At 41.9% G+C, this 26,515-nt stretch carries 20 protein-coding genes, 1 tRNA gene and 1 pseudogene; 8 read left to right on the top strand and 14 right to left on the bottom strand.

Features of this window, described 5'->3' with window-relative positions:
- Window positions 1-156 precede the first annotated feature (156 nt).
- A complete protein-coding gene (gene larC, locus VB740_RS08535; RefSeq protein WP_323199606.1) occupies window positions 157-1,437 on the top strand; it encodes a nickel pincer cofactor biosynthesis protein LarC in 1,281 nt (426 codons plus the stop codon).
- Between the two features lie 56 nt (window positions 1,438-1,493).
- Here the strand turns inward: larC and VB740_RS08530 are convergent, their stop codons facing one another.
- The 3 genes from VB740_RS08530 to VB740_RS08520 all read right to left on the bottom strand — a co-directional run bounded on the left by VB740_RS08530 (window position 1,494) and on the right by VB740_RS08520 (window position 4,716).
- Window positions 1,494-2,045: an REP-associated tyrosine transposase gene (locus VB740_RS08530; protein ID WP_323199605.1), complete on the bottom strand. Its 552-nt coding sequence runs from the start codon at window positions 2,043-2,045 to the stop codon at window positions 1,494-1,496.
- 73 nt (window positions 2,046-2,118) lie between these two features.
- Window positions 2,119-3,723, bottom strand: a complete 1,605-nt coding sequence (locus VB740_RS08525) for an NAD(P)H-hydrate dehydratase (RefSeq protein WP_323199604.1) — start codon at window positions 3,721-3,723, stop codon at window positions 2,119-2,121.
- Window positions 3,724-3,891: 168 nt separating this feature from the next.
- Window positions 3,892-4,716, bottom strand: a complete 825-nt coding sequence (locus VB740_RS08520; RefSeq protein WP_323199603.1) for a glycosyltransferase family A protein — start codon at window positions 4,714-4,716, stop codon at window positions 3,892-3,894.
- A gap of 682 nt (window positions 4,717-5,398) precedes the next feature.
- Between VB740_RS08520 and VB740_RS08515 the strand changes: the two genes are divergently transcribed.
- Entirely contained in the window at window positions 5,399-6,589 is a 1,191-nt protein-coding gene (locus VB740_RS08515) for a murein hydrolase activator EnvC family protein (RefSeq protein ID WP_323199602.1), read from the top strand.
- 65 nt (window positions 6,590-6,654) lie between these two features.
- A tRNA-Arg gene (locus tag VB740_RS08510) sits at window positions 6,655-6,727 on the top strand.
- A 38-nt stretch (window positions 6,728-6,765) separates the two neighbouring features.
- Here VB740_RS08510 and VB740_RS08505 read toward each other — a convergent pair.
- The 3 genes from VB740_RS08505 to VB740_RS08495 form a co-directional block, all read right to left on the bottom strand.
- Window positions 6,766-7,062 carry a hypothetical protein gene (locus tag VB740_RS08505; RefSeq protein ID WP_323199601.1) on the bottom strand — a complete coding sequence of 99 codons (297 nt, stop codon included), beginning with the start codon at window positions 7,060-7,062 and terminating at the stop codon, window positions 6,766-6,768.
- Between the two features lie 36 nt (window positions 7,063-7,098).
- Complete coding sequence (locus VB740_RS08500) at window positions 7,099-7,695, bottom strand: DUF3177 family protein (RefSeq protein ID WP_323199600.1); 597 nt, start codon at window positions 7,693-7,695, stop codon at window positions 7,099-7,101.
- 927 nt (window positions 7,696-8,622) lie between these two features.
- A complete protein-coding gene (locus tag VB740_RS08495; protein ID WP_196508612.1) occupies window positions 8,623-8,868 on the bottom strand; it encodes a Calvin cycle protein CP12 in 246 nt (81 codons plus the stop codon).
- A gap of 370 nt (window positions 8,869-9,238) precedes the next feature.
- Here VB740_RS08495 and VB740_RS08490 point away from each other — a divergent pair, with 370 nt between their 5' ends.
- Both VB740_RS08490 and VB740_RS08485 read left to right on the top strand, forming a co-directional pair.
- On the top strand, window positions 9,239-10,474 hold the full coding sequence (locus VB740_RS08490) for an FIST signal transduction protein (RefSeq protein ID WP_323199607.1): 1,236 nt from the start codon (window positions 9,239-9,241) through the stop codon (window positions 10,472-10,474).
- A 50-nt stretch (window positions 10,475-10,524) separates the two neighbouring features.
- Window positions 10,525-10,794, top strand: coding sequence for a potassium-transporting ATPase subunit F (locus VB740_RS08485; RefSeq protein ID WP_323199599.1), 270 nt, complete (start codon window positions 10,525-10,527; stop codon window positions 10,792-10,794).
- A gap of 73 nt (window positions 10,795-10,867) precedes the next feature.
- Here the strand turns inward: VB740_RS08485 and VB740_RS08480 are convergent, their stop codons facing one another.
- Together VB740_RS08480 and VB740_RS08475 are read right to left on the bottom strand one after the other, a co-directional pair.
- Entirely contained in the window at window positions 10,868-11,923 is a 1,056-nt protein-coding gene (locus tag VB740_RS08480) for a phosphatase PAP2 family protein (RefSeq protein ID WP_323199598.1), read from the bottom strand.
- Between the two features lie 132 nt (window positions 11,924-12,055).
- Entirely contained in the window at window positions 12,056-12,679 is a 624-nt protein-coding gene (locus tag VB740_RS08475) for an HMA2 domain-containing protein (protein ID WP_323199597.1), read from the bottom strand.
- 704 nt (window positions 12,680-13,383) lie between these two features.
- Between VB740_RS08475 and VB740_RS08470 the strand changes: the two genes are divergently transcribed.
- The gene (locus tag VB740_RS08470) at window positions 13,384-15,732 is read left to right on the top strand and encodes a WD40 repeat domain-containing protein (protein WP_323199596.1); all 2,349 of its coding nucleotides are present in this window, start codon (window positions 13,384-13,386) and stop codon (window positions 15,730-15,732) included.
- 9 nt (window positions 15,733-15,741) lie between these two features.
- On the opposite strand, the gene VB740_RS08465 is transcribed toward VB740_RS08470, so the two are convergent.
- The 5 genes from VB740_RS08465 to VB740_RS08445 all read right to left on the bottom strand — a co-directional run bounded on the left by VB740_RS08465 (window position 15,742) and on the right by VB740_RS08445 (window position 21,603).
- Complete coding sequence (locus VB740_RS08465; protein ID WP_323199595.1) at window positions 15,742-16,320, bottom strand: HMA2 domain-containing protein; 579 nt, start codon at window positions 16,318-16,320, stop codon at window positions 15,742-15,744.
- Between the two features lie 383 nt (window positions 16,321-16,703).
- Entirely contained in the window at window positions 16,704-17,012 is a 309-nt protein-coding gene (locus tag VB740_RS08460; protein ID WP_323199594.1) for a DUF5132 domain-containing protein, read from the bottom strand.
- 71 nt (window positions 17,013-17,083) lie between these two features.
- Entirely contained in the window at window positions 17,084-19,336 is a 2,253-nt protein-coding gene (locus tag VB740_RS08455) for a heavy metal translocating P-type ATPase (protein ID WP_323199593.1), read from the bottom strand.
- Window positions 19,337-19,474: 138 nt separating this feature from the next.
- Window positions 19,475-20,314, bottom strand: coding sequence for a hypothetical protein (locus tag VB740_RS08450; protein WP_323199592.1), 840 nt, complete (start codon window positions 20,312-20,314; stop codon window positions 19,475-19,477).
- A gap of 38 nt (window positions 20,315-20,352) precedes the next feature.
- Window positions 20,353-21,603, bottom strand: a complete 1,251-nt coding sequence (locus tag VB740_RS08445; protein WP_323199591.1) for an HMA2 domain-containing protein — start codon at window positions 21,601-21,603, stop codon at window positions 20,353-20,355.
- 806 nt (window positions 21,604-22,409) lie between these two features.
- Here VB740_RS08445 and VB740_RS08440 point away from each other — a divergent pair.
- Complete coding sequence (locus VB740_RS08440; protein WP_323199590.1) at window positions 22,410-24,170, top strand: iron uptake porin; 1,761 nt, start codon at window positions 22,410-22,412, stop codon at window positions 24,168-24,170.
- 184 nt (window positions 24,171-24,354) lie between these two features.
- On the opposite strand, the gene VB740_RS08435 is transcribed toward VB740_RS08440, so the two are convergent.
- Window positions 24,355-25,581, bottom strand: a complete 1,227-nt coding sequence (locus VB740_RS08435; RefSeq protein ID WP_323199589.1) for a cytochrome P450 — start codon at window positions 25,579-25,581, stop codon at window positions 24,355-24,357.
- A gap of 316 nt (window positions 25,582-25,897) precedes the next feature.
- On the opposite strand from VB740_RS08435, the pseudogene VB740_RS08430 reads away from it, so the two are divergent.
- Window positions 25,898-26,380: pseudogene (locus tag VB740_RS08430) on the top strand (alpha/beta fold hydrolase); the annotation flags it as partial.
- Window positions 26,381-26,515 lie beyond the last annotated feature (135 nt).

The following is a 26,515-nucleotide window of genomic DNA, read 5'->3' as shown; positions in this document are numbered from 1 at the left end:
GATGTGTATAAGAGACAGGGAGTGGGGAGTGGGGGCAGGGAGCAGGGGGAGCAGGGGAGGCAGGGGGAGCAGAGGAGAAAATATTAATAACCAATGCCCAATGACTAATGACTAATGACTAATAACTAATGACTAAAGACTAATGACTAATTTATTATGAATAAAATTGCTTATCTTCAATGTCCGACAGGAATTTCTGGTGATATGTGCCTCGGAGCTTTGGTAAGTTTGGGTGTTCCTGTGGAGTATTTAATTGAAAAACTTAATGGGTTGGGTATTGAACAGGAATATCAGTTAAGGGCGGAATTTGTCCAACGGAATGGTCAGCAGGCGATTAAAGTCCATGTGGATTTAGTACACGATCATCATCACCACCACGACCACGAACACAGTCACGATCGCACACGCCACTTACCAGAAATAGAGCGGATGATTCTCAAAGCGGGGTTGCCATCACGGGCAGAAGCTTGGAGTTTGGCAGTATTCCGACAGTTAGCAATAGCAGAAGGGGCAGTGCATGGGATTTCCCCTGAAAAAGTTCATTTTCATGAGGTGGGTGCTATAGATGCGATCGTAGATATTGTGGGTACTTGCCTGGGGTTGGATTGGTTGGGGATTGAGAGTAATGAGGAAGGATTGCCCTTACTTTATTGCTCGGCGTTCCCGACTGGTGGCGGCACTGTTCGGGCTGCACATGGTCAGATGGCAGTACCAGTACCAGCCGTATTAAAGCTGTGGGAAATGCGGGGTTGTCCAGTTTATAGCAATGGCATTGATAGAGAACTGGTGACACCAACAGGAGCCGCGATCGCCACTACTTTGGCAAGAGACTTTGGTTCACCACCTGCGATCGCTATCAAGCAGATAGGATTGGGAGCGGGAACCATAAATTTACCCATTCCCAATATTTTACGCCTCTGGTTGGGTGAAAGCACAAGTTTACAGTCAAATTTCAGTGATTCTGAAGATACTAGCTCAAATTTGGAAACCATCTCGGTACTAGAAACCCAAATTGATGATTTAAATCCACAAGCGATTGGCTATGCGTTTGAGGCGTTGTTTGCGGCTGGTGCGCTGGATGTTTTTACTCAGGCGATCGGTATGAAAAAGTCCCGTCCGGGGATTTTGCTGACTGTGATTTGTCATCCAGAAAATTTACTCAGTTGTGAAGCGGTTATATTCCGCGAAACTACAACTTTGGGTATTCGGCGAACAACTCAGCAACGCGCCATTTTACAACGGGAAATTCAACAAGTGGAAACCGAATATGGCAAAGTGCGTGTCAAGATAGCATGGAAGGGACAATCATCAAAAAAAGTTATTGCAAATGTGCAGCCAGAATATGAAGATTGTGCAGACTTAGCCCGAAAACATAATATTCCCTGGCACGAAATTCAACGGTTGGCGCTACAGCGTTGGTATTTAGTCAATCCCTGATCCCAATTCCTCATTCCTCATTCCTCGTTCCCAGTCTCCGACTGGGAATGCCATCCTCAAGGCTCCGCCTTCTCTGACACATCAATCAACTCTACCTGTAATAAACCTATTTGCCCCATGTAATTGCGGCAACTAGAATACCTCCAATGCGCGGGATCATCCACATAACCACGCCTGACTGGATTGTTGTGAATATAATCTAACTTTTGTCTAAACATTTCCTCATCTAGAATTGCCTGCGGATGAAAACCTTCTTGCCAAAGCTGATATTCTTGTTTTGTCTTATGTTTTAATTTATAAAGCTCAAGCTGATTAAGTATGTAGTTAGAATTATTTTTCTCAAGTAAGTCAATAATACAGCGAGCCGTGAACGATTTAAAATTTCCTATTTCTTTAGATAAACTGGCGGCAGAGGCGATTACATGGAGATGGTTTTCCATAATTACGTAACCATACAAGGTTAAACGCTGCTGACGTTGCAGAAAATTTAGGGAATCTAAAATAATTTGTGTAAATTCAACTTTGCCGAATAGTGGTATCCAATTTATAACTGTGCAGGTGAGGAAGTGTGGCTGGGTTCCTAATACGTGGTAGCGGCTGCGTCCCATGATTTATATTTAAATTAGAGGCGGAGCCTCTAAGATGGCATTCCCAGTCGGAGACTGGGAACGAGGGAATTGACTAAGTTAGGGCTTTCATCAAATATTGTGTCAATGTAAATGCATCTACACCCAATTCGGTACGCTCTTGGGCGGCTATTATACCTGCTTGCGAATGCCACCAAGCGGCAGTTGCCACAATATCTTCTATGGGAATCTGTTTAGTTGCTGCTTGTGTTAGCAATCCACCCAATAGCCCAGTTAACACGTCGCCGCTACCGCCACGCGCTAAGGCGGGTGTGCTTTCAGGAACAATCCAAACAGCGCCTTGAGGGTTGGCGATCGCAGTTCTTGCCCCTTTCAACAACACTACTGCACCACTTTGCGCGGCAGCTTCTTGTACTGCTTTTACCCTGTCATGTTTGGCATCGGGGACATCAGGAAACAATCGCTCAAATTCGCCAGTGTGGGGTGTGAGTACGGTTACTGCTTGGCGTTTTTTTAATGTGGCGATCGCTCCCATTTGTGCCAATATATTTAAACCATCGGCATCGAGAATTAGAGGGCGATCGCTTTCTATGACTTCTTGCACAATAGGAGTGGCATCTCGTGTTAAACCGGGGCCACAAGCGATCGCATTAAAGGAACTCAGATCGGTTTTTTCTGGTAATTGCAATTGAGCGATGGCTCCGGTTTCCGTCTCTGGACAACCGACAATTAACGCTTCTGGCAAGTGTGACACCAAAATAGATTTCAGCGATTCGGGTACTGCAATGGAAAGCATACCCACACCACTAGCCCTAGCACCCAAACCAGTTAAAATTGCTCCACCTGCATAGCGCCGCGAACCGCAAATCAGCAGTAAATGTCCTTCCTTATATTTGTGAGTAACTGCTGGACGGGGTAGGGGTAGAGTAGCAAGTGCCGTTGCTGGTGTAATACGTTTAATCCTGGGTGCATCTTTTAGAACAGCTTCTACATCAGCTAAAGGAATATCAAAATCTATTAACTCAGCTTTGCCAATATATTCCAGCGCCTGATCTTGGAAAAAAGCTAGTTTCCATAAACCCAAGCAAAAAGTATGAGTAGCGCGAATGGCAGTTCCTAATACAACGCCAGTGTCGGTGTGTAAACCTGAAGGTAAATCGATACTATAAATCGGTACAGACAATTCATTTAGCTGATTAATTGCAGAGGTAATGGGATCAGTAAGGTTCCTTTGTAAACCAAACCCAAATAAGCCATCAATCAACAAATCAGAATCTGGCAATTGCTCAGTTGTTTGATAAATTGGAATGCCCAAACTCTGAGCATACTGCAAGTGCTGCAAAGTTAATTCTTTGAGCTTAGAGAAAGGAGAATAAATCCAAACTTCATATCCGCGAAAGTGTAATTCACGGGCTACTACTAAAGCATCACCACCATTATGACCAGGGCCAACAAGAATTCCGACACGAGATCCCCCCACTTGCGGTGATCCCCTTAAAAAGGGAGTGTTTGAAGGAACGGAGCAAACCTTTTTAAGCAAGACTGGAGGGATCTCTTGAATACGACGGGCAATTAATTCCGCCACCTTTTCCATTAAAGCTACTACAGGCATTCCCGCTGCAAAGATCCGATCTTCAATATCGCGCATCTGCCTAGCAGTCACTACCACTTGCGAAATTTTTTCTTGCCTGTTCTGCATCAGTCCTGAGTCCTGTTACTTAGGGGGAGTTGAGCCAGTGCTGAGTTATGTGTTTTAAGGTAACTGAAACTTTAGCAGATTTCACACAATTATCTTTGGTGTTCTACAAACATTGAGGCTTGATGTTGGGTTTGGTTTCGTTCTACCCAATTCACGAATAAATAAATTCTATATATATTTTTTTTCTAATTGGCTGTAATTATCTAAAGGATATAGGTTAAATTCAGCACGAATTTCATCTGTAAGTTTCCGTTGGATAAAGGGAGCGAGAAGAGTTTTCTTTATACCTCGCAAAGCTTGTTTAGGATTACGCTTGAATGCAGCAACTAGTGGTTCTTGCATACAAGTACTCTCACCTATTTGATCTCTAACATAAATAGCACCTGGAAAAGGTAATGGCTCAATAGGTGTTCCTCGCGCTGCTAAATCTCCCTTAGCACGTGGATGTCCCTCTAAAAAATGGTCAAACCCAGTCAAGGGTTCATCGCGTAGTACTTTATCAGGCAAACTAAACAAGCGGTAATTGATGATATTGCACGTTCCACACAATTTATAAAAGGTTTCTTTGCGAAGCATAATTTTGTTGCTTCCTTCTTGATATTCATAGCCAATATCTATATACCAACCATTACTTTGTGGACTTTCAGCAACATACCTTGCTAATCGTTTGCTAATGCAATCATCAGCATCTACAGGCATTATATGTGTTGGCTGTAGTTCTCGAGCAGCTAATAATCCAACAGCAAGTTTCTTCCTTTTATCTTTCATTTTTTCAGGTAAGGTTGAGTCTGGAATAGGAAAATCAACTTCGATATAATGGACTTGGGGATGATAAAAACTAATTTCCGGCCTTTCATGACAGACTACAATAACCTGAAATTCTGAGGAAGTTTGATTGCAGACTGATCGGAGACATCTTTCAAACAACTTGGATAATTCTGTCCATGATGTTGCTACTTTAGAGCTTTTGATTGGGATCAAAAAAACTAACATATTGCAATATATCCTTGCTTGATTTGATTAGGGAAGTATGTCTCAAATTTTATTGATAAGGGAACTTAGGTTAATGCCCAAAGTTACTTATATAGCGGTTATCAATTGTGTGAAATAGAGACCTAACCCCAGCCCCTTCCCTCTCTTCGAGACGCTGCGCGAACGCAGGGAAGGGGAGTGAGTATCAAAGCCTCTCTCCTAAAAGGAGAGAGGTCAAAATGTATTGCTTCCATTCGAGAAGCGCTATATAAAGCTGAGTTCGTCCGATAGTTTTATTATCAATATTTCATGTTTATGCCAAAATAACAGCACACTTAAGTACTACCTCAAAAGAGTGTAGTTTATATCTAAATTAGTATTGACAAAAATTCTAATTGTCCTATTCCATGAATTAGCTATTTTATCAACTAGGGGAAATTCAAAGCCTAATAATAACGTTTGTAGAGACATTGCATTGCAACATCTCTATAAGCCGGAAAATCCCGTCAACTATTGAAAACTAAGATAATTGGAAGAATTGCTTTGTCTACGTTAACTGCTCAATGCTGACATAGCTGGAGTCAATGTTATGGACAAACTAACAGACTAACTTAACACATATCGTTGAAGTGGATGAATTAATCGGATTTTGGGAATAATCCTCATAGTGTTTGAAAGCATCGTTTTGGTTAGGCTGCACACTATGAGAGCGCGATTTCTAGAAATAAAACAGGTTTTTTGCGGTTTATGCCTTGCATTTTGCTGTATTTTATGGGTTTGTTTGGCTTTAATCCCAGTACAGGCAAACTCCACAGGGTCTATTGATACCTTACGACAACAGCAGCAGAAAATGAATCAGCAGCGTCAGAGTGTGGTTAACGATCGCGATCGCTTAACAAATCTCCAAAAAGAGGCGCAAAAACATCTCACTGGTTTAAAGCAAAATCTGCAAACTACAGATAACTATATCGAAGAGAGCGAATCACGATTACAACTCGCCACCCAACGCCTCCAGCAGTTGGAAACTGATTTGACTGTAGCGGAACGTTCTTATGAGGAGCGGCAAATAGCAACAGTAGCACGATTGCGTTATCTCCAGCGATCGCCTGCATCTGTTGGATGGGCAGTTTTGCTCCAAAGTCAAAATATCAGCGATTTTATCAGCCGTCGTCATCAGTTGAAGTTAGTGTATCAGGCAGACGAACAAATTTTGCTAAAACTCAACCAACAAGCAAGCCTGATAAATCAACAAAAAACGGATGTAGAACAGCAAAAAAACGAAATTGCTTTGATTCGTGAGCAACTACTGGCACAGAAAGCCGATTACCAAACTCAGGCGCAGTCACAATCAGAATTAATTCAACGCCTGAATAGCGATCGCCTCGCCTTGGAAGCAGCACAAAACCAGCTAGAGAGAGAATCCAAAAATCTGGAAGTCTTGATTCAACAAAAGGTAGCAGAAGAAGCGCAAACAAAAACCAACAGCCGTACCAGTGTCATCGTTCGGGGAACTGGTGTAATGGCATATCCTAGCGATGCTTCTACTAGCAGTCCCTTCGGCTGGCGGATGCACCCCGTTCTCGGCTATCGTCGCTTTCACGCCGGGTTAGATTTTGCCGCTGGTTATGGTAGTACAATTCGAGCAGCCGATTCGGGAACAGTGATTTTTGCTGGATGGTATGGTGGTTATGGCAGAGCTGTAATTATCAACCACGGCAATGGTATTACTACACTGTATGGACATACCAGTGAGTTGTATGTTTCTGACGGGCAAGCAGTTGAACGCGGACAAGCGATCGCTGCTGTTGGTTCTACAGGCTTATCAACTGGGCCCCACCTCCACTTTGAAGTGCGCCGAAATGGTACACCCGTAGATCCAGGTAATTATCTTTAACCCAGAAACCAAGTTTTTCTAAGCTGCAAATTTTATCATAGACGTGCTATAATAGGGAAGACTAAGGGCGCGTGGCTCAGTGGATAGAGCAACAGATTCCGGTTCTGTGGGTCGGGGGTTCAAATCCCTCCGCGCTCGTTTTTTCTACATTAACCAATTATTTGTCTACGAATTAGTTAGACTCCTACTTCTGATAAGAGAGCTTCCATAGCTTCCCAGGAGAGTCCTTGTTGAATATAACGAGGCGCTTCAGGATTATAAGGACTGGCTACTCGGTCAATATTAAGGATGTTTGCCCCATCTGGTAGAACTGGTACATCTGCATCAAATGCCGTGGGGCGCATCAAAGAACTAGAAAAGCCTTTGAAAACAGCAATTGTATCTTGCTCATCAGCAATTTCCACCGTTACAAGTAGAACTTCTTGGGGGCGTTTAGCGGTGTATTGTTCCAGTCGCTTACCAATGGAATTCATTTTTTTCAGAGTAGAGGTAGGCTGGTGCAGCGGCGATTACTGTGGTGTAGCTGAACGTCCCTGCTTGCCCAGCTTAATCAGAACAAAATAGCTTAAGTAAAGCACATAAATTACTAAACAAGTTATGCCAAGAAAACCTAAGAACTCAGCCTTGCTATTAGCATGAAAATATTCTTTAAATAGCAATGGAGCTTCAAACCAAACACGACAATAGGGAGTTTTGATCGTATTGGCAGAAAAAGCACAACCCAAAAAAGGGATAAAAGCTAGTGTACCCAAAAAACAATAAACAGTTGTAGCCCAGCGCCAAGAGGTAAAAATCAATTTCAAAGAGCCACTGGTTTGATACTCAATTTCATCGTTGATATCTACCCAGAACCACAGCGAAATCGGGATCAAAATCTGAGCTATCAATCCAGAGATAAAGCTAACTGGATACTGGGCAATCATTAAGTAAATCGTGATTGCTACCAAGCTTGATACTCGCCAGTATATAGTCAATAAGCGTTGTATGGCTTCCGCTTTTTGCACAAATGCCCAAATCAGAAGAATTAGCGGAATAATTACCAGGAATAACACTGCCAATCGGTAATCAATCCAGACGAAAGGGCGAAACCAAACGTTATAGTCCATAGTTTTTCTCAAACGATAAATAAAACATTTTCAACTAAGAGCAAGTATCTATAACTGACAAACCTGTAAGCTATTAGCTAGCTAGTAGTCTATCTATATTACATAACAGTTTAATCACAGCACAAAGCTTAATGTCTAGCTTCAAGACTGCGCTCTAACTTCTTTGTGCAAGCAAGTGGCTCCACAAGTTATAGCATTTCACGCAATTTATACTATAAACACGTTTGTAGGGGCATACAAATGTACATTGGTGTCAACTTAACGTGAAAGCCAGCCTAGAACCAGCTTTTACATATTGTCTCATTGTCTCGTTCCCAGTCGGAGACTGGGAACGAGATTTGACAAAGCTTTTAGCTTACAGCAGATTTCAGGTAAATGAAGTACATATATAAAACCCAAAACCTTGTAGAGACGTAGCAGTGCTACGTCTCTACATGTATTCGATTAGAGCGCAATCTGCTGTAAGTTGACACCAATGACAAATGTACGCGCCTATAGCCAATTCATTTGTTGCAAAGATTTTGGGAAAATATATTACATTTTAAATTGTTTAATTTACTTTCCTCAATCTCTCTATTTGGCAAAAAAACAAGCAACTCAAAGACCTCCAACTTAGATTTTGCACTTACCTGCATTAGCATCAGGGAGTCTGTTAAAAACCTACCCAGAGGCTATATACTTGATACTCCCGGACAAAACCCCAATTTTTTTGGGGGTAAAGGTTGCTTTTTAAGATAAAACTCTCAAAGTTTAACCCTCATACATCCATAACTCCAAATATTTCACCATTTTTTTGCCCATTGGAGAAAATGATGAAAGAGGGAGAGTACGATTTTAGGTAGGAGTGAGGTGAAAGTGCGAAATTTCAGTAAGTAAATCCTGGTTGCTTGCTGACCAAAGGAATAAAAAATTCACTTGTGTAAATTTCTAGTCGTCGTAAACCCGGCATTCAATTGCATCTGGGTTGTCATCACAATACTGTTCTAGAGAGTTTTTTGGCTTGCTTTGGCGTTTGTGGGAAGCTTCAGCTTGCAATTCTTCTACTGCATCCCAAGCAGCTGCACACTCTGGTGAGCCGCTACCGTTAATGTCACAGACAGTACGTGCTTGTTCTACTTCTTCTTGAATTTTCTCTTGGATATCGCTCTTTGCTGTTTCTTGGATGTTGGTCATTGCTTTAGTCTCGTTGTGTGTTGTCAATACTAGTATAGAAAAACTTCAGAAATGGCAAATTTTAGCTTGATTACTAACCATTCTAACCATTGAGCTAATAAGTTAGTACTTTAGCCTGTTGATTTATAACCAATACAGTAAACTGCCGCATCTACAATGCATTCATCTTTATTTTTTAAGATTTTGTGGAATTAGTACCATAGATAAACAATCATACAATATATTTAGATGCATCTATTAGAGAATGACAACCCCAGCTTCTTGGGATGGAGGAGACAAAAGGCTGGCACTAATTTATGTAGGATGCAATTCTTCCCAAAATAAAAAATCAAAACCTACTAGCCCAAAAAGAGAAAGAAGCTCAAAACTCATGGCAGACCAAATGCAGTGGGCAAACGCCCTATCAACCCGTCATTCTTTAGAAGCCGCCGTTACAGATGTGGTGGAACGAGCTGTCTCATCGTTAACAGCACCTGCGGATCTAGGACTGGTATTCATTTCGTCTGCTTTTACGAGTGAGTATTCCCGACTATTACCCTTGTTAGCTGAGAAACTTTCTGTACCAGTGCTAATTGGCTGTAGTGGTGGCGGTGTCATTGGGACGACAGTTGGCGGAGAAACCGAAGAACTGGAAGCTGAACCAGCTATCAGCTTGACTTTAGCACATCTTCCAGGGGTGGATATTAAAGTTTTTCATGTTGTTGCTGAAGAATTACCTGACTTAGATAGTTCTCCAGATGCTTGGGTTGATTTGATCGGTGTGCCAGCATCACCGACACCCCAGTTCATCTTGCTGTCTAGTTCCTTCGCGTCTGGAATCAACGATTTGTTGCAAGGGTTAGATTTTGCTTATCCAGGATCGGTGATAGTGGGGGGACAGGCTAGTGGTGGAGGTATGGGTGGTCGTGTTGCCCTATTTTGTAATGAGACTGAGGGCGAGGAACACCAAAGCCTATATCGTGAGGGTACTATCGGCATAGCTTTGACTGGCAATATTGTTTTGGAAACGATTGTAGCCCAAGGATGCCGACCGATTGGCAAACCATTGCAAGTTACAAAAGCCGATCGCAACATCATCTTAGAATTAGATGAGCAAGTGCCTTTAGTGGTGTTGCGAGATTTGATTGCCAGTCTCAGCGAACACGAACGGACTTTAGCACAGCACTCCCTGTTTGTTGGTGTGGCAATGGATGAATTTAAGCTGGCTTTGCAACAGGGAGACTTTTTAATTCGCGGTATTCTTGGAGTAGATCCAACAGCTGGGGCGATCGCAATTGGCGATCGTGTCCGTCCTGGTCAAAGGCTGCAATTCCACCTCCGCGATGCCCAAGCCTCTGCTGAAGACCTAGAATTACTCCTCCAAAGTTATCAAACCCAACGAGAATCTGAACCCTCTGCTGTAGCTGCCTTAATGTTTGCCTGTCTGGGGCGAGGTGAAGGACTGTATGGTAAACCCAATTTCGATTCTGAACTATTTCGGCGCTACGTCAGCGATATTCCTGTAGGCGGTTTTTTCTGTGGTGGTGAAATCGGCCCTGTTGGTGGCAGAACTTTCTTACATGCCTACACTTCTGCATTTGGAATTTGTCGCCAAAATCAGTTATGAGTTGTGAAATTGTTTGTGGAGGCAGGTAATAGGCTTTGTCTTAATTTACTATGAAATTCTCTCATATCCGAGGCACTATCGCTGCATCCCAAGTATTAGAGAAAATAATTGGAATCTGTTGTCAATGGAGTAGGCAAAAGCTGCCACTGTATTTATTCCTAGCAATGTGTTTCAACCTAGTAGTTGCACCTCTGGTTTATGCAGCTACTGGTGAACAACTTTCTCGCAGTCAATCTTGGGGATTGGGGCTGTTAGGACTGGTAATACTAGGGCTTTTCATCTATCTATTTTTTGTAATGTTTGTACCGGATAAATTATAATAAGTTTTGCACGCAAAGCTAGTATAGCTGTTAGTTTTATCCTGGTACTCTGGGTTATTTAGCTATCTATCGATCAGCCTGCTGCCAGTGATGAACGATATTTCTGCTGCAATTCCAAGCTAATAATACAGGCAATCAACCACAATAAACCTGCCCCGTAGCCAGCTGTCACATCAGTTAGCCAATGTACTCCAAGATAAAGCCGACTGAAACCGATCGCAGCAATTAAGACAACAGCCAAGGCATAAATCTGAAAGCGCCATTCAGGAAATTGCTTTGCCAGAATATAGCTGGTAAAACCGTAAATCACTATTGAAACCATTGCATGACCACTGGGAAAACTGTGTTGACCCACTTTAATAATATGGTTCCACAGTGCTGGACGCGCTCTACCAAATAATAGTTTCATCAAACAATTTAACAAGATTGCACCGACTCCAGCGATGCCCAACATAGTTGCTTGCGAACGACGATTAGAATATAACGGACTAATCGCTAGCCCCAAAGAAGATATCAGCATTACTAGTGGATCGCCAAGAAAAGTGATACTAACCATGATGCGATCGCGCAGTGGTGTATGCAACTTCTGGATCAAGAGCAAAATCGCTTCGTCAAGATTATATGCGTACAACAGTCCAGTGCCACATACAAGAGCGCCAATAGTTCCCAATACCGGAATAAGTTTACTGCTTGTTTGGTTTAATTGTCGCTGCACAGATATTTGAGACAGTACGTCTGAATTAAATATGCTTCGGTTATTATCCCCAACGAAACCAATATTTTCTTTAATGCCAAAGGAATGCAAGTTACTGTCTTCAATGACTGCGGCAGAAGCAAGTGTTTTACTGCTTTTTCCGCGATAATCTAAGACAATTTCTTGAATGAGGAGAGCAATCGCGTTTGAACTTTTATCTGGATGGAAAATGACAAGAACATTCCCTGTGTAACTATTAGCACTAGCTTGCAAGATTATTTCTTCCTCTAATAATCTCGATTCAAGATATCTTTTGAGAGCTTCTGAATGATAAAGTCCATTTACTTTATATCTAGCTCTTCCTTTGACAGCAGTATGTATTGCTTGAACCCAATGGTTTTTATTAGGAAGTTTATGAAAGTGAGGATTACCCATTTGTTATTGATAATTAAATGTTTGGACTGAAGGCTAGAGAAGAGAGATTTTCACGACTTATGGAAAATCCCAGTTCTTTCAGGGCTACTTACTCTTAACCAGGAATAATTTTAATAGTTACTGTATTAGTAACTACACCAGATCAGGTTCGCTGGCAGATTTCAGTTTCAAAGGCTGGGAGTTGATCTTGCCATTGCCGCGCAATCGCCATCGTTTGTTAGGCAAGATAAACATGGTGGCAGATTTTAGCCTCTTAATTATGCTTCTTGAGGTAGAAAGTATTCGTTCCCAAACGTCTGTCCTAACTCTTCGATATACAATAACATTACGTGCTTGGTTGAGCTTGCGTGTATCATCAATTAGATTTATTAGAGCATCAAAAATAGTCCCCACGATTGATTTTGCCATTACCTCTTTTGGCATAACCATATCTTGGGCAGTTTGAATCAGGTGGACTAGATGCTCACGCATTTGATTATCTGAAATTACACCTGTTTTATAATTGATAACGATGGATGCAGCTTTTTGATTAGCACGGACATTTGTAACTCTAGGATCGGATTCTATCGCTAATTTGAGTTTATCAGTATACTCAGTATCTCTGGCTAGCAGAGGAATACGAAAACGAATGCGTCCAGGAATTGTATGGACAATGCTATAAAATATCTTTTGGGATGGCGCTGTTTTTTTAGCTACGCTTTTAGCTGCCCTTTTTGGTAGTCTTTTGTCATAATTAGACCGTTTTATAGAAGTCATAGTACTATTTTTTAGTTTCAAAAAAACAAAAAATTCAACCAAGCTTATAAACTTATGTATTGATGATTTAAGAGAGCGTTTTATTGAACTGCCTTGGCTTTACTTTAGTCATACCTATTTTTGTGAGTAAAAAAAATCTATCTCAGTAGTGAATCTAGCTGTTGACGCTATTAGGTTGAATAAGTTTCTTTAAGACTGTGGTTCGTTAATAATAATGGAATCATTAAGAGGAAGAACTTTGAGGAAGCTACAAGGCAAAGAGCATTAAGCAATATATTCGGGGATTCAGCATCGTCTTTAAAGCCACTAAATCCGATATTTGGCTTTGTGCTTAAATGCTTACTCCCTCTTACCCTCTGACTTTGAAAGTGCTGAGTGGTGTTAGCGGTAGCGAGACGTTGAGGCAGTGCTGAGTAAAAATACTAGTACCCAGTTTGTTTTTCATGCTTTGCGGTGAAACTGGTTTCATCGGGACTGCCTTGCTAATAAATGCTCTCTCCTCCCTTCTTATATGATTATCAATTTTATTTCCAAGTATTTCGCTACGCAGACTTATTGACATATAAGCACTTTAATGCACTAGATTGAGTTACTATACTCTTAAGTAGTAATATCAAGAGTATAAAATTTACTGGATCGGAGTATTGCCCTGATTTCATGCAAGCCTTGCTTATTTATTTTATTTAGTTTTTAGGTATGTGTTTATGCAGCAAGGGTTAAGGTTACTAATTCAACTGGTACTAGAGTTTGCACCTGTTGTTGCAGAGCTAGTGCAAAAGAGAAGTCAAGAAAGTTTAGCTCTGAGTAAATATGAACCGATTGAAGCAATTCCCCAATTACTCAAAGCTTTAAATACTTCAAATAAAAAAAGCAGTTATATTGAAGACTTTGAACAAGAAAGAATTTTACAACAGCAATCAGTAGCCAACAATCACCAGACGCGATTAAGCATAGCCGCGCAAGAGCGAGAAACGGCGCTTAAGTTACCAGAAGTCAATAAAATTCTTGATAGCTGGCCCTTAAGATTATATCCTTCACAAATTTTAGATTCTACCAATTATGAACGCACTCCACTGAAAATTTTTATCGCTCCTCCTCAAGTATATTTTGACCAATTTGACGATAAAAGAGATGAAAACATTTCCCAAATTGAGTTAATGTTGGCTGAAGGATTACGAGATTTTCTTAACAAGCATTACTCTCTACACAGTCAAGTTAGGCCAACGGAGTTGTTAGCAGGAGCTTGGGATAGTAAGCGTTTTCACAGTGAATCAAGTATTAAGGCTCTGTTTGGAATGTTGAAAACAGAGCCAATTTTGATTTTAGAGTCAGAAAATGATGGAGATTATTTAAATTTTCGGATTGCCTACTGGGGTTTGGGGCAAAGTAATTATTATTATAAAACAATTGCTCGTTTACCTTATCGAGAGATTTTGGAAGAGTCTGCTAAAAGACGGGCGTTAGAATGGAAAAAAATTAGAGATGAACTGGTGGCATTGGGGGAAAATTTAGAGGAAATTAATCACATTGGAAAAGAAAATATAGCTAATTTGGCAATTTTAGAAAAGGTAGAAAAATGGAAAGAAAAAGGGATTGATATTAGTAAGTTATCTTTACAATATCAAGTCAACCGTCAAGACTTTGAAAACCTTTGCCAGGTTTTGATTACTTATCATTGTTTGGTTGCTGGTTGGGTAGCAGATGTTTACCACCTGATTGATCATGGTGTAGCTCCGCTACTACCAGAGTTGCTGCCAAGTTTGCTATCAGATACTTTTGATTTACAATCAATAGAGGTTATTGCCTCTGCTTACAAGCAAGTTTACCAAGCTTTGGAAAATGAGCGTTGTTACTGGATTCCAGAATTGGCTTTGCAATTAGCTCAGAGTTTATCTCATTTAAGTGATGCCTACGGTGGTAAACTACGCTCTTGGGCAAATGAACAGCTTAATTATTCTGTGAATACATGGTTACAACTACGTCAAATATCACTACAGGATTCTACTAACCCGCTTCAGGCAATGCAATCAGCCGTCAGCGTCAAAGATGAAGAATATGTAAAAAAGTTAAGAGAATATTTTGTTGCAGTCGGTGATAGTCAGAGTCTTGCTGATGTTGAGGAAATTTTGAATTGCGTCGCCAACCTCAAACACCAAGTTACACTACAACATATCGTTCTCAGCCACACCTTAACTGGACATTCAGAAAAAGTCACATCTGTCATCATTAGTCCTGATTCTGAGAGTTTAGTTAGCGGCTGTGCAGATAAAACCATCAAAGTATGGAATCTTAAAAGCGGCAAACTTATCCGTACTCTCACGGAAGATTTAGGCGAAATTTCCTCTGTTGCGATTAGTCCTGATGGGCATTACCTCGCTGTTGGTAGTTGCCAACACCCTAGAAGTAATGTCAAAGTATGGAATCTCAATTCTGATAAACTCCTCCACACTCTGTTAGGACATCAAAAACCAGTTAACTGCATCGCAATCAGTCCTGATGGACAAATTCTTGCGAGTGGTAGTAATAAAATCAAAATTTGGAATTTGCATAAAGGCGATCGCATTTGTACCCTTTGGCATTCATTTGCAGTTAATGCCGCTGCTATCAGCCCCGATGGTACAATCCTTGCTAGTGGTAGTTCCGATAACAAGATTAGACTGTGGAATCCACGCACAGGCGATCCATTACGCACCCTCAACGGACATTTAGGTGGGGTGAAATCGGTAATCATTAGTCCTGATGGAGAAATTCTCTTTAGCGGTAGCACAGACAAAACTATCAAAATTTGGCATTTAGCTACAGGTAAAGTACTACACACCTTGACTGGACATTTAGAAGAGGTAAGATCCTTAGCTGTTAGTCCCGATGGAGAAATTCTCTTTAGCGGTAGCGCAGACAAAACCATCAAAATTTGGCATTTGCGGACAGGAGAGTTACTGCAAACTATCACAGAACACTCAGAGGCAGTAAACTCTATTGCTATTAGCTTTAATGGTCAATTTCTTGCTAGTGGTAGTTCTGACAAAACCATCAATATTTGGCAGATCAATTAAGCTTTTTAGTCACTCATTTGTTGATTCTTCTTGGCTAGTTCCATGCAACTTAATAAAGCTATCAAAAGCATACCATGCTAAAACATACCAAGGAATAACTTCTAACTGCAACCCTTTATTAAGTAATTGCCGCAGTGAAAGACTAGCTAATCCCAAAGGAAAAAGAATCCGCAGATCAAAAACACCATCTGTTGACTGTTTTATGCGCTGGTTTAAGTCAACGATCGCAGATGATACCCCTGCTGCTGCCTCGGTGTTACCCTCGGAAACATTGGCAAAAATTATTCCTAAATCTTTAAGTGTTGCTAGCACATTTTCTAGACTGCCATCGTTACCATCATGATGGATAACAATACTGCCATGATGGACATTTGTCTTAACTCGATTAATATGGGAGTTTGCTGACAAAGTATTGGCGATACGTTGCATCTTTTCTGGTTGACGATGAGAATGAGCGACTCTCAACCGCAATCTTCCGGGAGTCGAACTTACAACTTTTGTAGATATCGGTTTTGGTGGTGTTTTGAAGCTGGCTTTGTCTATAATTTCCGGCATTTTATTGTAAGTGCTATGACCATTAGTCAACATACAACCGCCTTTTTGACTTGTATGATTGTGGGTTCTTTGTTGTGGGTTTGTTATTTAAGGGACTTCCAAAAAATAAACGATCTATTTTTGTAGGGTGTGTTAGAGGATGTTTGTAAAGTATCAAGTTGTATAAAGATCCCCCCTAACCCCCCTTAAAAAGGGGGGAACCGGAATCTAAGTCCGCGCTTTTTAAGGGGGGAACCGGAATCTAAGTCTCCTTTAAAAAGGGGGATTTAGAGGGATCTAGAATCTTTGATACCGACAAGAGGACTTTTAAAATATCCTCTTAGGTAGAACAACATAACGCGCCCTACTAATTTGATGTTTTGGTAATTGGAAGTCCCTTATGGGGAACAATTTAACTTGCTAATGGGCAGATGAAATTATGCACCATTATCGGCGACATTATCGCCATTGGTAGCACTAGCTTCAAATGCGGGGGTTTCTTTTTCATCAGCAAGTTCTGCTCTGGCTTCGGCTACCATGTCTTCCCAGGTTTCGCCCATTTCTGCAATGGTTCCTTTGCTTCTTTCATAAAGACCAATTCCGCCTTTGATGACTGATTTGACTAAGGGTTTACCAACTCCAGCGACAATGGGCAATAAAACAGGTGCTAAGAGTACTGCACCAATTCCGGCTATAATACCGGGAGCGCCTGCATCTTCAACAAAATCACTAATTTTAGGTGCCATATTCAATTTCCTCCTATTTAATTAAGAAATCTCGGAAAGCTTTTTAAGATACTCTTGTCGGCATAGTTGTATCATCTTGCCGATGGTAGAGCTTTGTGTTGACGGCTTTTGATAATTGGACGCAAACCGTTGACTCCAGCAACTACGGTTGAGCCATTGTTGACTACCGTTGCGGCTAAGGGATTAAGACCAAAGAGAACAGCGATCGCTAATGCTGCTAAATTAGGAACAGCAACAAGTCCTGTGTTTTGCCGAATCAGTTGCTTGGCTTGACGAGCGATCGCGATCGCTTCTAATAAACTATGCAAGTCATTCTGCATCAACACTAAATCTGCTGTTTCGCGGGCTATCTCAGAACCGTTGGCAAAGGATACGGAAACATCGGCGTAGGCTAAAGCTGGCGAATCGTTGATTCCATCGCCTACAAATGCAACCGTTTTACCTTGCTCGTGCAGTTTGCGGACAACTGTTGCCTTTTGTTCTGGAAAAGCTTCTGCGTGAGTATGCGTTGGCAAAATACCAAGTTCAGCAGCAACAGCGGTAGCAGTTCGCTTATTATCCCCCGTTAGCATGTGAATTTCTACACCTTCGACCGTCGAAAGTGCCCTAATGACTTCCCGGCTTTCGGGACGGAGAAGATCACTATATTTAATAATACCTTGAAGTTGACCGTTACTAGCTACATAAATAGCTGAATTTGGAGATTTTTGATGACCATTTAGGGCTTCGGTATCAATGCCACTAGAACGCAAAAAGCGATCGCTCCCAACGTAAACTGTCTCTCCATCAATCTGAGCTTTTACGCCCAAACCAAGTTGATAGTCCCACTTACTACGGGGCAAAATTTCCACTTGCTCTGCTTCGGCATAGCGAACAATTGCTTCTGCGACTGGATGAGTTAAACGCTGTTCGGCGGCGGCGGCCAATTCCAACACCCGTAATCTTGATGTTGCGGGATTGAGACTTTCCACGCTGACAACATCGACTTCTCCCTTAGTCAGTGTCCCGGTTTTATCAAAAACTATGGTATCAACTTCTGCTAGTTGTTCTAGTGCCCGTCCGCTACGGATCAGAATCCCCCGTCGTGCAGCATAAGTTAATGCTGCTAAAACTGTTGTGGGGACGGATACTCGAATACCTGTAGCAAAGTCTAGAGTTAAAACGCTGGCTGCTCGTGAAGGGTTGCGGGTTGCGGCAAATACTGCGCCACCAAGTAGCAAAGTTGGCACAACAGCTTTTTGAGCAAATTTCGTGGCATAATTCTCCATCCGCGTATCGTGGACAGGCGCTTCTTGCATTAACTTAATGCTCTGTCCGGCGCGGGTATCATTGCCTATCCATTCTGCAACAATATAAATTCGTCCTTCGCGTACCAACGTTGAAGCGAAAACTGGTTGTCCTTTTTTCTTTAAGACTGGCATCGCCTCGCCAGTTAGTTTCTGCTCATCTAGCAGGGCTTTACCTCGCAAAATGCTACCATCAACCGGCACTTGTTCGCCAGGGTAAACAATCACTGTATCGCCACGTTGCACATCTTGAATGGGAATTTGTTGCTTTTCGCCATTGCGTTCCACCCAGACAAATTGCCCTAGAGAACTAAGTAAATCTAGAGTTTGTTTAGCAGAAGAACGAGCCGTGCGATCGCGGATATTTTCCCCCACTTCAATTAAACTGAGCATCAGCGATGGTGTGAGAAAATGACCTTGGAAGGTAGTAATAGCGATCGCCATCAAATCCAAAAAGTCAATATTCAATTTTCGCTCTACCCTAATACCTTCCCAGGCTCGTTGGATAACTGGTAGTGTGGCAATGGCGATGGGAAGCACCACTATCAAAGGTGGGATCGATAATCCTAACGGCCCCCCCAGTACTGCTAAAGTAGTCGCAACGGCAGAGAGTTGTAAACCTGGCCAAGATGTTTCTTTCTCGGTTTCCGATAAAGATGTAGAATTTTTGAGAACGACTACAACACTTGCAGCCTGAATCAAATCGTGAAGGTGCGATCGCATCTTCGCATCAGAAACTTTATCAGATTTATAAGTAACTGCAACCGACATTGCCGCAGGCTTGACACGGACATTCTTCACCAGCGCATCTGCTGTTAACAATACTTCCAGACGCTTGGCATAATCTGCATCACAGCGTAAGCGAGGTAAACGAAAGCGTACTCTTCCTGGAGTTGTATGGACAACGCTGTAGTTAACGTTGGGCAACTCTCCTTGAGAGTGTCCATTAGTGTCAATTAAAGAAACTTTTCCATTCCCTTCCAACACAGTGAATTGAGATTTTGGGGGTGATGGTAGTTGCAGTGCTACTTTTGCCATTACTTGTCTTTAATCCAAAATTTTTACACTTCGATGAAAATCAGGCTCTTTACTGAGATAAAGAGAGCAAATTAGCCACCAATCCTACGAGATTGATTAGCTATTATTTGGTTATTTGTCATTAGCTGGATTCGTTAGCTAACTTATCGCTGTGGCGGGATCATTGGCAGATTCAATTAAATTGATTAGATGAGATATTGGTGTTGACAAAAAGCTTTGCATTCGCTTCTGAGAATCTCGCTTCATTCCAGTTTTATAGGTAATGACAACTGATTTCGCAGCGCTATTAACTCGCTCACTTGTAACTGTAGAATCTGATTTGAGTAATGTCTCTAACCGTTGGACATATTTTGGATCGCAGGCAATTCGAGGCACACGAAACCGCACTCTTCCGGGAATTGCATGAGCAATGCTATAAGCTACTTTTACAGGTTTTTTTGGTTGTTGAATTACAGAATCAGTCGAGGATACCGAATTGCTTTTAGTCTTAGAGACTGACACATCCGCAGAGGATAAGGAGAATGTTGCTGATTTCTGCTTCTCTACTTGGCTTTTTGGCTTTCTATCTTGCCTGTCTTTTGTCGTCACCGCAGTTGAACGTGGTTTGAATTGGTTTGTAGATGCTGATATCACTTCTGGATTACCAGCCAACTCAATCAAATTAGCCAAATGCGATCGCATGTCAACATCTGACATTACATCAGATTTATAGGTAATGGCAATTGACCCTACCATCGTAGTATTGACTTGCTGATTGATTACCAAAGGCTCTTTGGCAAGCAAGGCGAGAAGACGTTGCACATATTTTGCATCTTCTCTAATTTGAGGTATGCAAAATGCCACTTGTCCGGGAAATGCACAAATAATGCTACATGCTACGCTTGAAGGCGGCGTTGCTGGGCAATTATTCTCGCCTGTGACTGTTTGCTCTTGTTTTTTGTCTATATCTGCTGCCGTTTCTAAATTTAAACCAGCCATAATCCCCCTCCAGCATTCCGCAATTTGAAACTGTATATTTAAGTTCCCAAGGGTAAGTTCGCCATAATACCTAATGAGAAAGACATCGCAGGCGATTTTAGGTTACTCCACAGACTGGATAACTCTGAGCTTGTTTGGTTCGCTGTTGTTGTGTCTATAATTTCAGCCGTCTGACTAACGGGAGTAGTATGATTTGGCGTTGTTGTGTCTATAATTTCAGCCGTCTGACTAATAGGAGTAGTATGATTTGGCGTTGTTGCGTCTGTAATTTCAGTCGTCTGACTAACTTCTTGTAGGGGTTGGTTAGCCGTTGTTATCCCTAGCGTTGGTGGGTTTGTTTCCAATGCCAATTCCATCAGGCTCACCCAATGAGATAATGGAATCTCACGAGACTTATAAGCGATCGCGATCGATGCCGCATCAAAATTTATACGCACACTTGTAACTTCAGCATCGGTTTTGATTATTCTCTCAAGCCGCCGCCCATAACCTCGATCTTGGGAGATTTTTGGCACATTCAACCGAATACGTCTACCAATTGCATGGACTACGCTGTAGTCAATCTTTGCAGGTGCTGCTACCTCACTAGCCTTCTCAAGATTATTTGTTGACTTTTCTTGTTGGATAGTAGATTTGCGCTCCTCGTTTGATAATTCCGATATCGCAGAACTGGTATTATTACCTTCGTTTTTTTCTAATGTCGGAACTTGAGAGCCAATACAACCAATTACACCACGGGTTGCATCCGCCACAATCATATAAACTGGAATCGATACCCAGCCATGAATTCCCAACCTTCCTGTTACCGCCAAACCTGCCATCATCGGAATTAAGGAAATACCCTGCTCTTTCCAAAATGAAGGCGATTTCCAAGCTGCAAAGGGATCAGTCTTGCTAGGTGAATCAGACGAAGCTTGCGGCTGTTGGATCTCAATATCGGTTTTTAGCGCCAAAATTCCCGGTAATGACAGCTTATCTTCATCAAAATTAACCACCAAACTGCCCGTTTGCTGATTCACAGTAACTTCCCTCACGCCCTCTAGGGAGCGTAAATCTTGGGCTATGCTGTCTAATATCGAGTTAAGACTACTGTCAGTGGTACGGAGTCGCACGCGTCCGTTAGTGACATGAACTATTTGCAAGCCATCAGAGGGCTGTGACTTCGTTGGCTGTGCGATCGCTTTACTTGCACTCTGATTAACTTGGTTGCTTTGTTGTGTAGAGATTAGATTAGAAGATATTTTACCGAAAATATTTAATTTTTCACGATTACTAGTATTTTTAGGCATTTACCGCATTACCCAATAGCTACATCAGGTTAACAATAGATTAAATGTAGCTTAAGCTTGAGGGTCAAGTATGTGCCTTCCGAATTATTTTTAACAATAATAATTCTTATGACAATGATTATAAAACTTACGCGCTGCACAAATCAATTGTGGTAGGCATCTACCAAAATAGGTTGTTACCTCCATTAGACATTCCCTGTCAGAGACTCCTGACTTTACTAAGACAAAGAGAGGGGGAGACAAGGGGACAAGGAGAATTGTCTGCTGCTGCCGTAAGTCACGGGCGGTAACGCCCAAGGGTTTCAAGCCCCCACGATCATCTCTCGATTTAGTGGCTTGTAATCAGGTGGGGACACAAGCCCCATCTGATTACTTTTCTTGTCCCCACATCCTCATGATTGACGAGACAATCTATAAAAGCTGATTTTAGGCTGGCTTTTCCGGTGTTTACTTTGAATTTTCAAAGCATTGGAGCATTCAGAATATCTATTAAGGTTTCGCTCCTTTAAAAATAATTTGCTGATAGCTCTAGATGAAACAGAATATTTTTGCTTTAATCAGATTCACTACCTATATATAGGACTAATATTTGATTTCTGAAAAAACTCAGTACAACTAAGAGGACTTCTTTCCCCTTGCCTATTGCCTATTGCCTTCCTACGCAAATAATTTCAGAAATCAAATCGGATCGCTATATATTAAGTCACTACAATCTGATAAGATTTCCAACAAGTGCAACAACTGCTTGATCTCTTTTTCTTGAAGCCAGCGATTTCAGGTCTTTTTTGGGAAAGGAAAATAAAAAAATGTCTTATCTATTGTGGAAAACTCTGGTAATAAGCCCAGTAGTTTTGGGAGTGACAGTGTTGGTTTCTGCTAGAGCTATGGCTGCTGAAGTAGCAAGTTCTTCTGAGGCAAAATCTGCTCAGACAGAAGCACCAATAGCTTCAATATTCATTCAAACAGAGCAACTAAAATTCAATCAGCAATTGGTTGCTCAGGCAAATACTGATGAAAATAAGGTTTTAGAACAAGTTAACCGCTATAGCAGTGAAGGCAAAAACCAGAATTCACTGTCTCAAGTCACATCAGTTTCTCAGTTTTCTGATGTACAGCCGACTGACTGGGCATTCCAAGCTTTACAATCCCTGGTTGAACGCTACGGTTGTATTGCTGGATACCCCAATAGCACTTACCGTGGCAACCGGGCACTAACCCGTTATGAATTTGCCGCAGGTTTAAATGCTTGTTTAGATCGGGTTAATGAACTGATTGCGACAGCAACTTCTGATTTGGTGACAAAACAGGATTTAGCGACCCTCCAGCGTTTACAAGAAGAATTCTCAGCAGAACTAGCAACTCTGCGTGGTCGAGTAGATGCTGTAGAAGCACGGACTGCTGAACTGGAAGCTAATCAGTTTTCTACTACCACAAAATTGGTGGGTGAAGCTATTTTTGCTGTTACTGATGTGTTTGGCGGTGATACTGGCGATGCTAACAATACTGTCTTCCAAGATAGGGTGCGTTTAGACTTGCAAACCAGTTTCACGGGTAAAGACGTTTTACACACCCGTCTTGCAGCCGGTAATGCACTAGCTTTTAGTCAAGTAGATAATGGTGGTCTTCCTATCGATACTGCTGAAGGCACACAAACTTTTCAACTCGGCAGCACTGGTAACAACAGTGTCATTATAGACTGGCTGGCATATTACGTACCTATAGGCCCAGCCCAAGCTTACTTTGCGGCCACCGGAGGTATTCATAGCGATTATGCTGCCACTAACAACCCTTACTTTGAAGACTTTGATGGTGGTAATGGTGCTTTGTCTACCTTTGCTTCTGAAAGTCCCATCTATCGGATTGGTGGTGGTGCTGGTGCAGCCTTAACTTTACCCTTTGGTAGCGGTGGCAGTTTTTTCAAACCAAGTTCACTAACTGTCGGTTATTTGGCATCAAATGCTAATAATCCTGGAGTAAATCAAGGTTTGCTTGAAGGTAACTATGCAGCTCTTGGGCAGTTGAACTTTAGTGTTGGCGATCGCTTGGCTTTGGCTGCTACCTACGTTCACGGTTATCATGGTGCTGGAGGCGGTAATTTATTTGACTTAGGTGGTGGTTTAGGTAGCACCAACCGCGTCGTAGGAACTGGTCAAGCTAACACCCTAAGCGCCCTAAACGCAGCTTCCAGTAATTCCTATGGTGTATCGGCAGCCTTCAGACCCAGCGACAAGTTGTCAATTAGTGGCTTCGTTTCTTACCACGATGTCACCGGCTTCGGTATAGGTGATGATTATGAAGCTTGGAGTTACGGAGTTGGGGTAGCCTTACCTGACTTCGGTAAACAGGGTAACGTTTTAGGGATTTTTGCTGGTGCAGAACCCTATTCATTTAACCGACCAGGTTTTACTGGTAATGATATACCTTATCACTTTGAAGGTTTTTACAAGTATCGCGTCTCAGATAACATCTCAATAACTCCTGGTGTTATCTGGTTGACTTCTCCTGGTCAAAACAGCGATAACGACGATGCGATTATCGGTACGCTGAGAACAACTTTCACCTTCTAAAGGTTTATGCAATAGTCATTAATACTAATGACTGTAGAAGAAGGCGGCTATCCCAGACACCCCTTGAAAGGCTGGGATTCCCGCCTCTTTTCCTTCAGGAGGCAGAAGGAGGAAGGCAGTTTTTGCTGGAGGAACCCATGCTTAAAAGCGGGGTTTTACGCATGCGGCTGATTATTAGATGACTTTAGGGATTGAAAGCTACAGGCATTGATTTCATACCTCGTAAGGACGGGTTTTCATGCCATTCAATCTGATCTGTATCCAGCCGAAGATTATTAAAGCGGCGGACAATGGTATTGATGGCAATTTGTGCTTCAAGCCTTCCCAGGGCTGCACCAAGGCAAAAGTGAGTTCCTTTTCCAAATGCTAAGTGTGGGTTTTCTGGGCGTGTAATGTCTAATTTGTCAGGGTCTGAGAATTGCTCCGGGTCACGGTTGGCAGCACCAATCATCAGAAACAGCCTTTGTCCTTGGCTAATTTGTTTGCCATCTATTTCGAGATCAGTTACTGCTATGCGGGCTTGCCGTTGTACTGGGCTATCATAGCGCAAAAACTCCTCTATAGTAGTTGTGATTAGCGAGGGGTCATCCTTTAACTTTTGCATCTGATGAGGATTTTTGAGTAAAGCAAGTAAGCCGTTAGCAATCAAGTTAGTAGTAGTTTCATGACCCGCAAAAGTTAAGAAAACGCAATTTGATAACAGTTCGTCGTCATCAAGCGAATTTTCCTTTTCTTGTGCAAAGATGAGGCGACTGATGAGATCATCTTGGGGAGTATGACGACGTTCTTCAAGGATGCAGCGGAAGTATTCGGTCATTTCGATAATACTTTGTTGAGCACTAGTCAAAATTTCTGGCTTCATGCGGAACATACCAAAAAATCTTGCCAAATCATCAGACCATTTCTTAAACTGTTCGCGGTCTGAGGGCTTTGCGCCAAGCATTTGGGCGATGACGATTGCGGGGATTGGGTAAGCTAAATCATGAATAATATCTATCTGACCCAGATCATAGACACCATCGATTAGTTCGTCTACTAGTGTCTGAATTCGCTCTGTCATGCTGTCAATGATACTAGGAGTGAATGCCTTGTTAAACAGCGTACGCAGACGCGTGTGTTCTGGAGGGTCGGAAAACAGAATCCATTTTGATAGAGTTTCAAGAAGTGGAAGTATTTTTTGTTGCTCTAATTCTGGTAATTTACTAACAGGTGGACGCTTGGCCGAAATCCGTTTGTCTTGCATAGCAGCTGCAACGTCTTTATAGCGCATCAGATACCAGCCCCCAAAAAAATCACTCCAGTAAACAGGATTTTCTAATAAAATACGGCGGTAGGTAGGATAGGGATTGGCTAGTACTTCAGGGGTAGTTAGATTGTATCGGTCTTTTTCTCGATTACTCGATGACGACATTAGTTAGAAGCGATTAAAAATATGACTCAATAATTTTATATGTAGTGGCATCCCTGAGCATAAGCAAGATTCTAGAATCCCGACGGACAGGACAGTATAAATTACTCCCACAAAAATCATACAGGATTTTATTGGCTCAGTTTTTTGCCTTAAGTAAGTCGGCGCAATTAAAGCTAACTGACTGGGGCTGTCATTTGTCATTGGTCAAGGTTTTAAGCCTATTTACGTTTCTTAATATAATTTGGTTTATTGCCAACGACTTACTTATGGCAAAAACAAGGGTTAAATTAGCGAAGACAAATGATAAATTTTTAAAATGCGAGAACTTTACCCAGCGATCGAGCCTTACTTAGAAGGTAGTTTGGAGGTTTCCGATCTTCATACCATTCATTTTGAAGAGTCAGGGAATCCGCAAGGTCAACCCATTGTTTTATTGCATGGAGGCCCTGGTGGTGGGTGTCCACCTTTTTATCGGCAATATTTTCACCCAGAAAAATGGCGGTTGGTGATGTTTGACCAGCGCGGTTGTGGTCAAAGTACGCCCCATGCTGAATTACGAGAAAACACAACTTGGGATTTAGTCAGTGATATCGAAAAACTGCGCCAACATTTAGGGATAGAAAAATGGGCGGTCTTTGGTGGAAGTTGGGGTAGCACTTTATCATTAGCTTATAGTCAAACCCATCCCTCTCACTGCACGGGGCTAATTCTCCGTGGTATCTTCATGCTGAGGCAAAAAGAGTTGCGATGGTTCTATCAGGAGGGTGCTAGCTATATTTTTCCTGATGCTTGGGAAGAATAGTGCGATTCGTTGATTAGTGAATCACGGTAGTCAATCCGTACATAACTAATCCAGCCCGACAGCCGATTACTGTCACTAAAGGCTGAACTCTCGGTCAGATGCAAGTGCAAGTCTTGCCATTCAGACTCAGAA

Origin of the sequence: Nostoc sp. UHCC 0251 (genome assembly GCF_034932245.1) — a bacterium.
GTDB lineage: Bacteria > Cyanobacteriota > Cyanobacteriia > Cyanobacteriales > Nostocaceae > Nostoc.
This window is presented reverse-complemented; position numbering and strand designations above follow the sequence as displayed.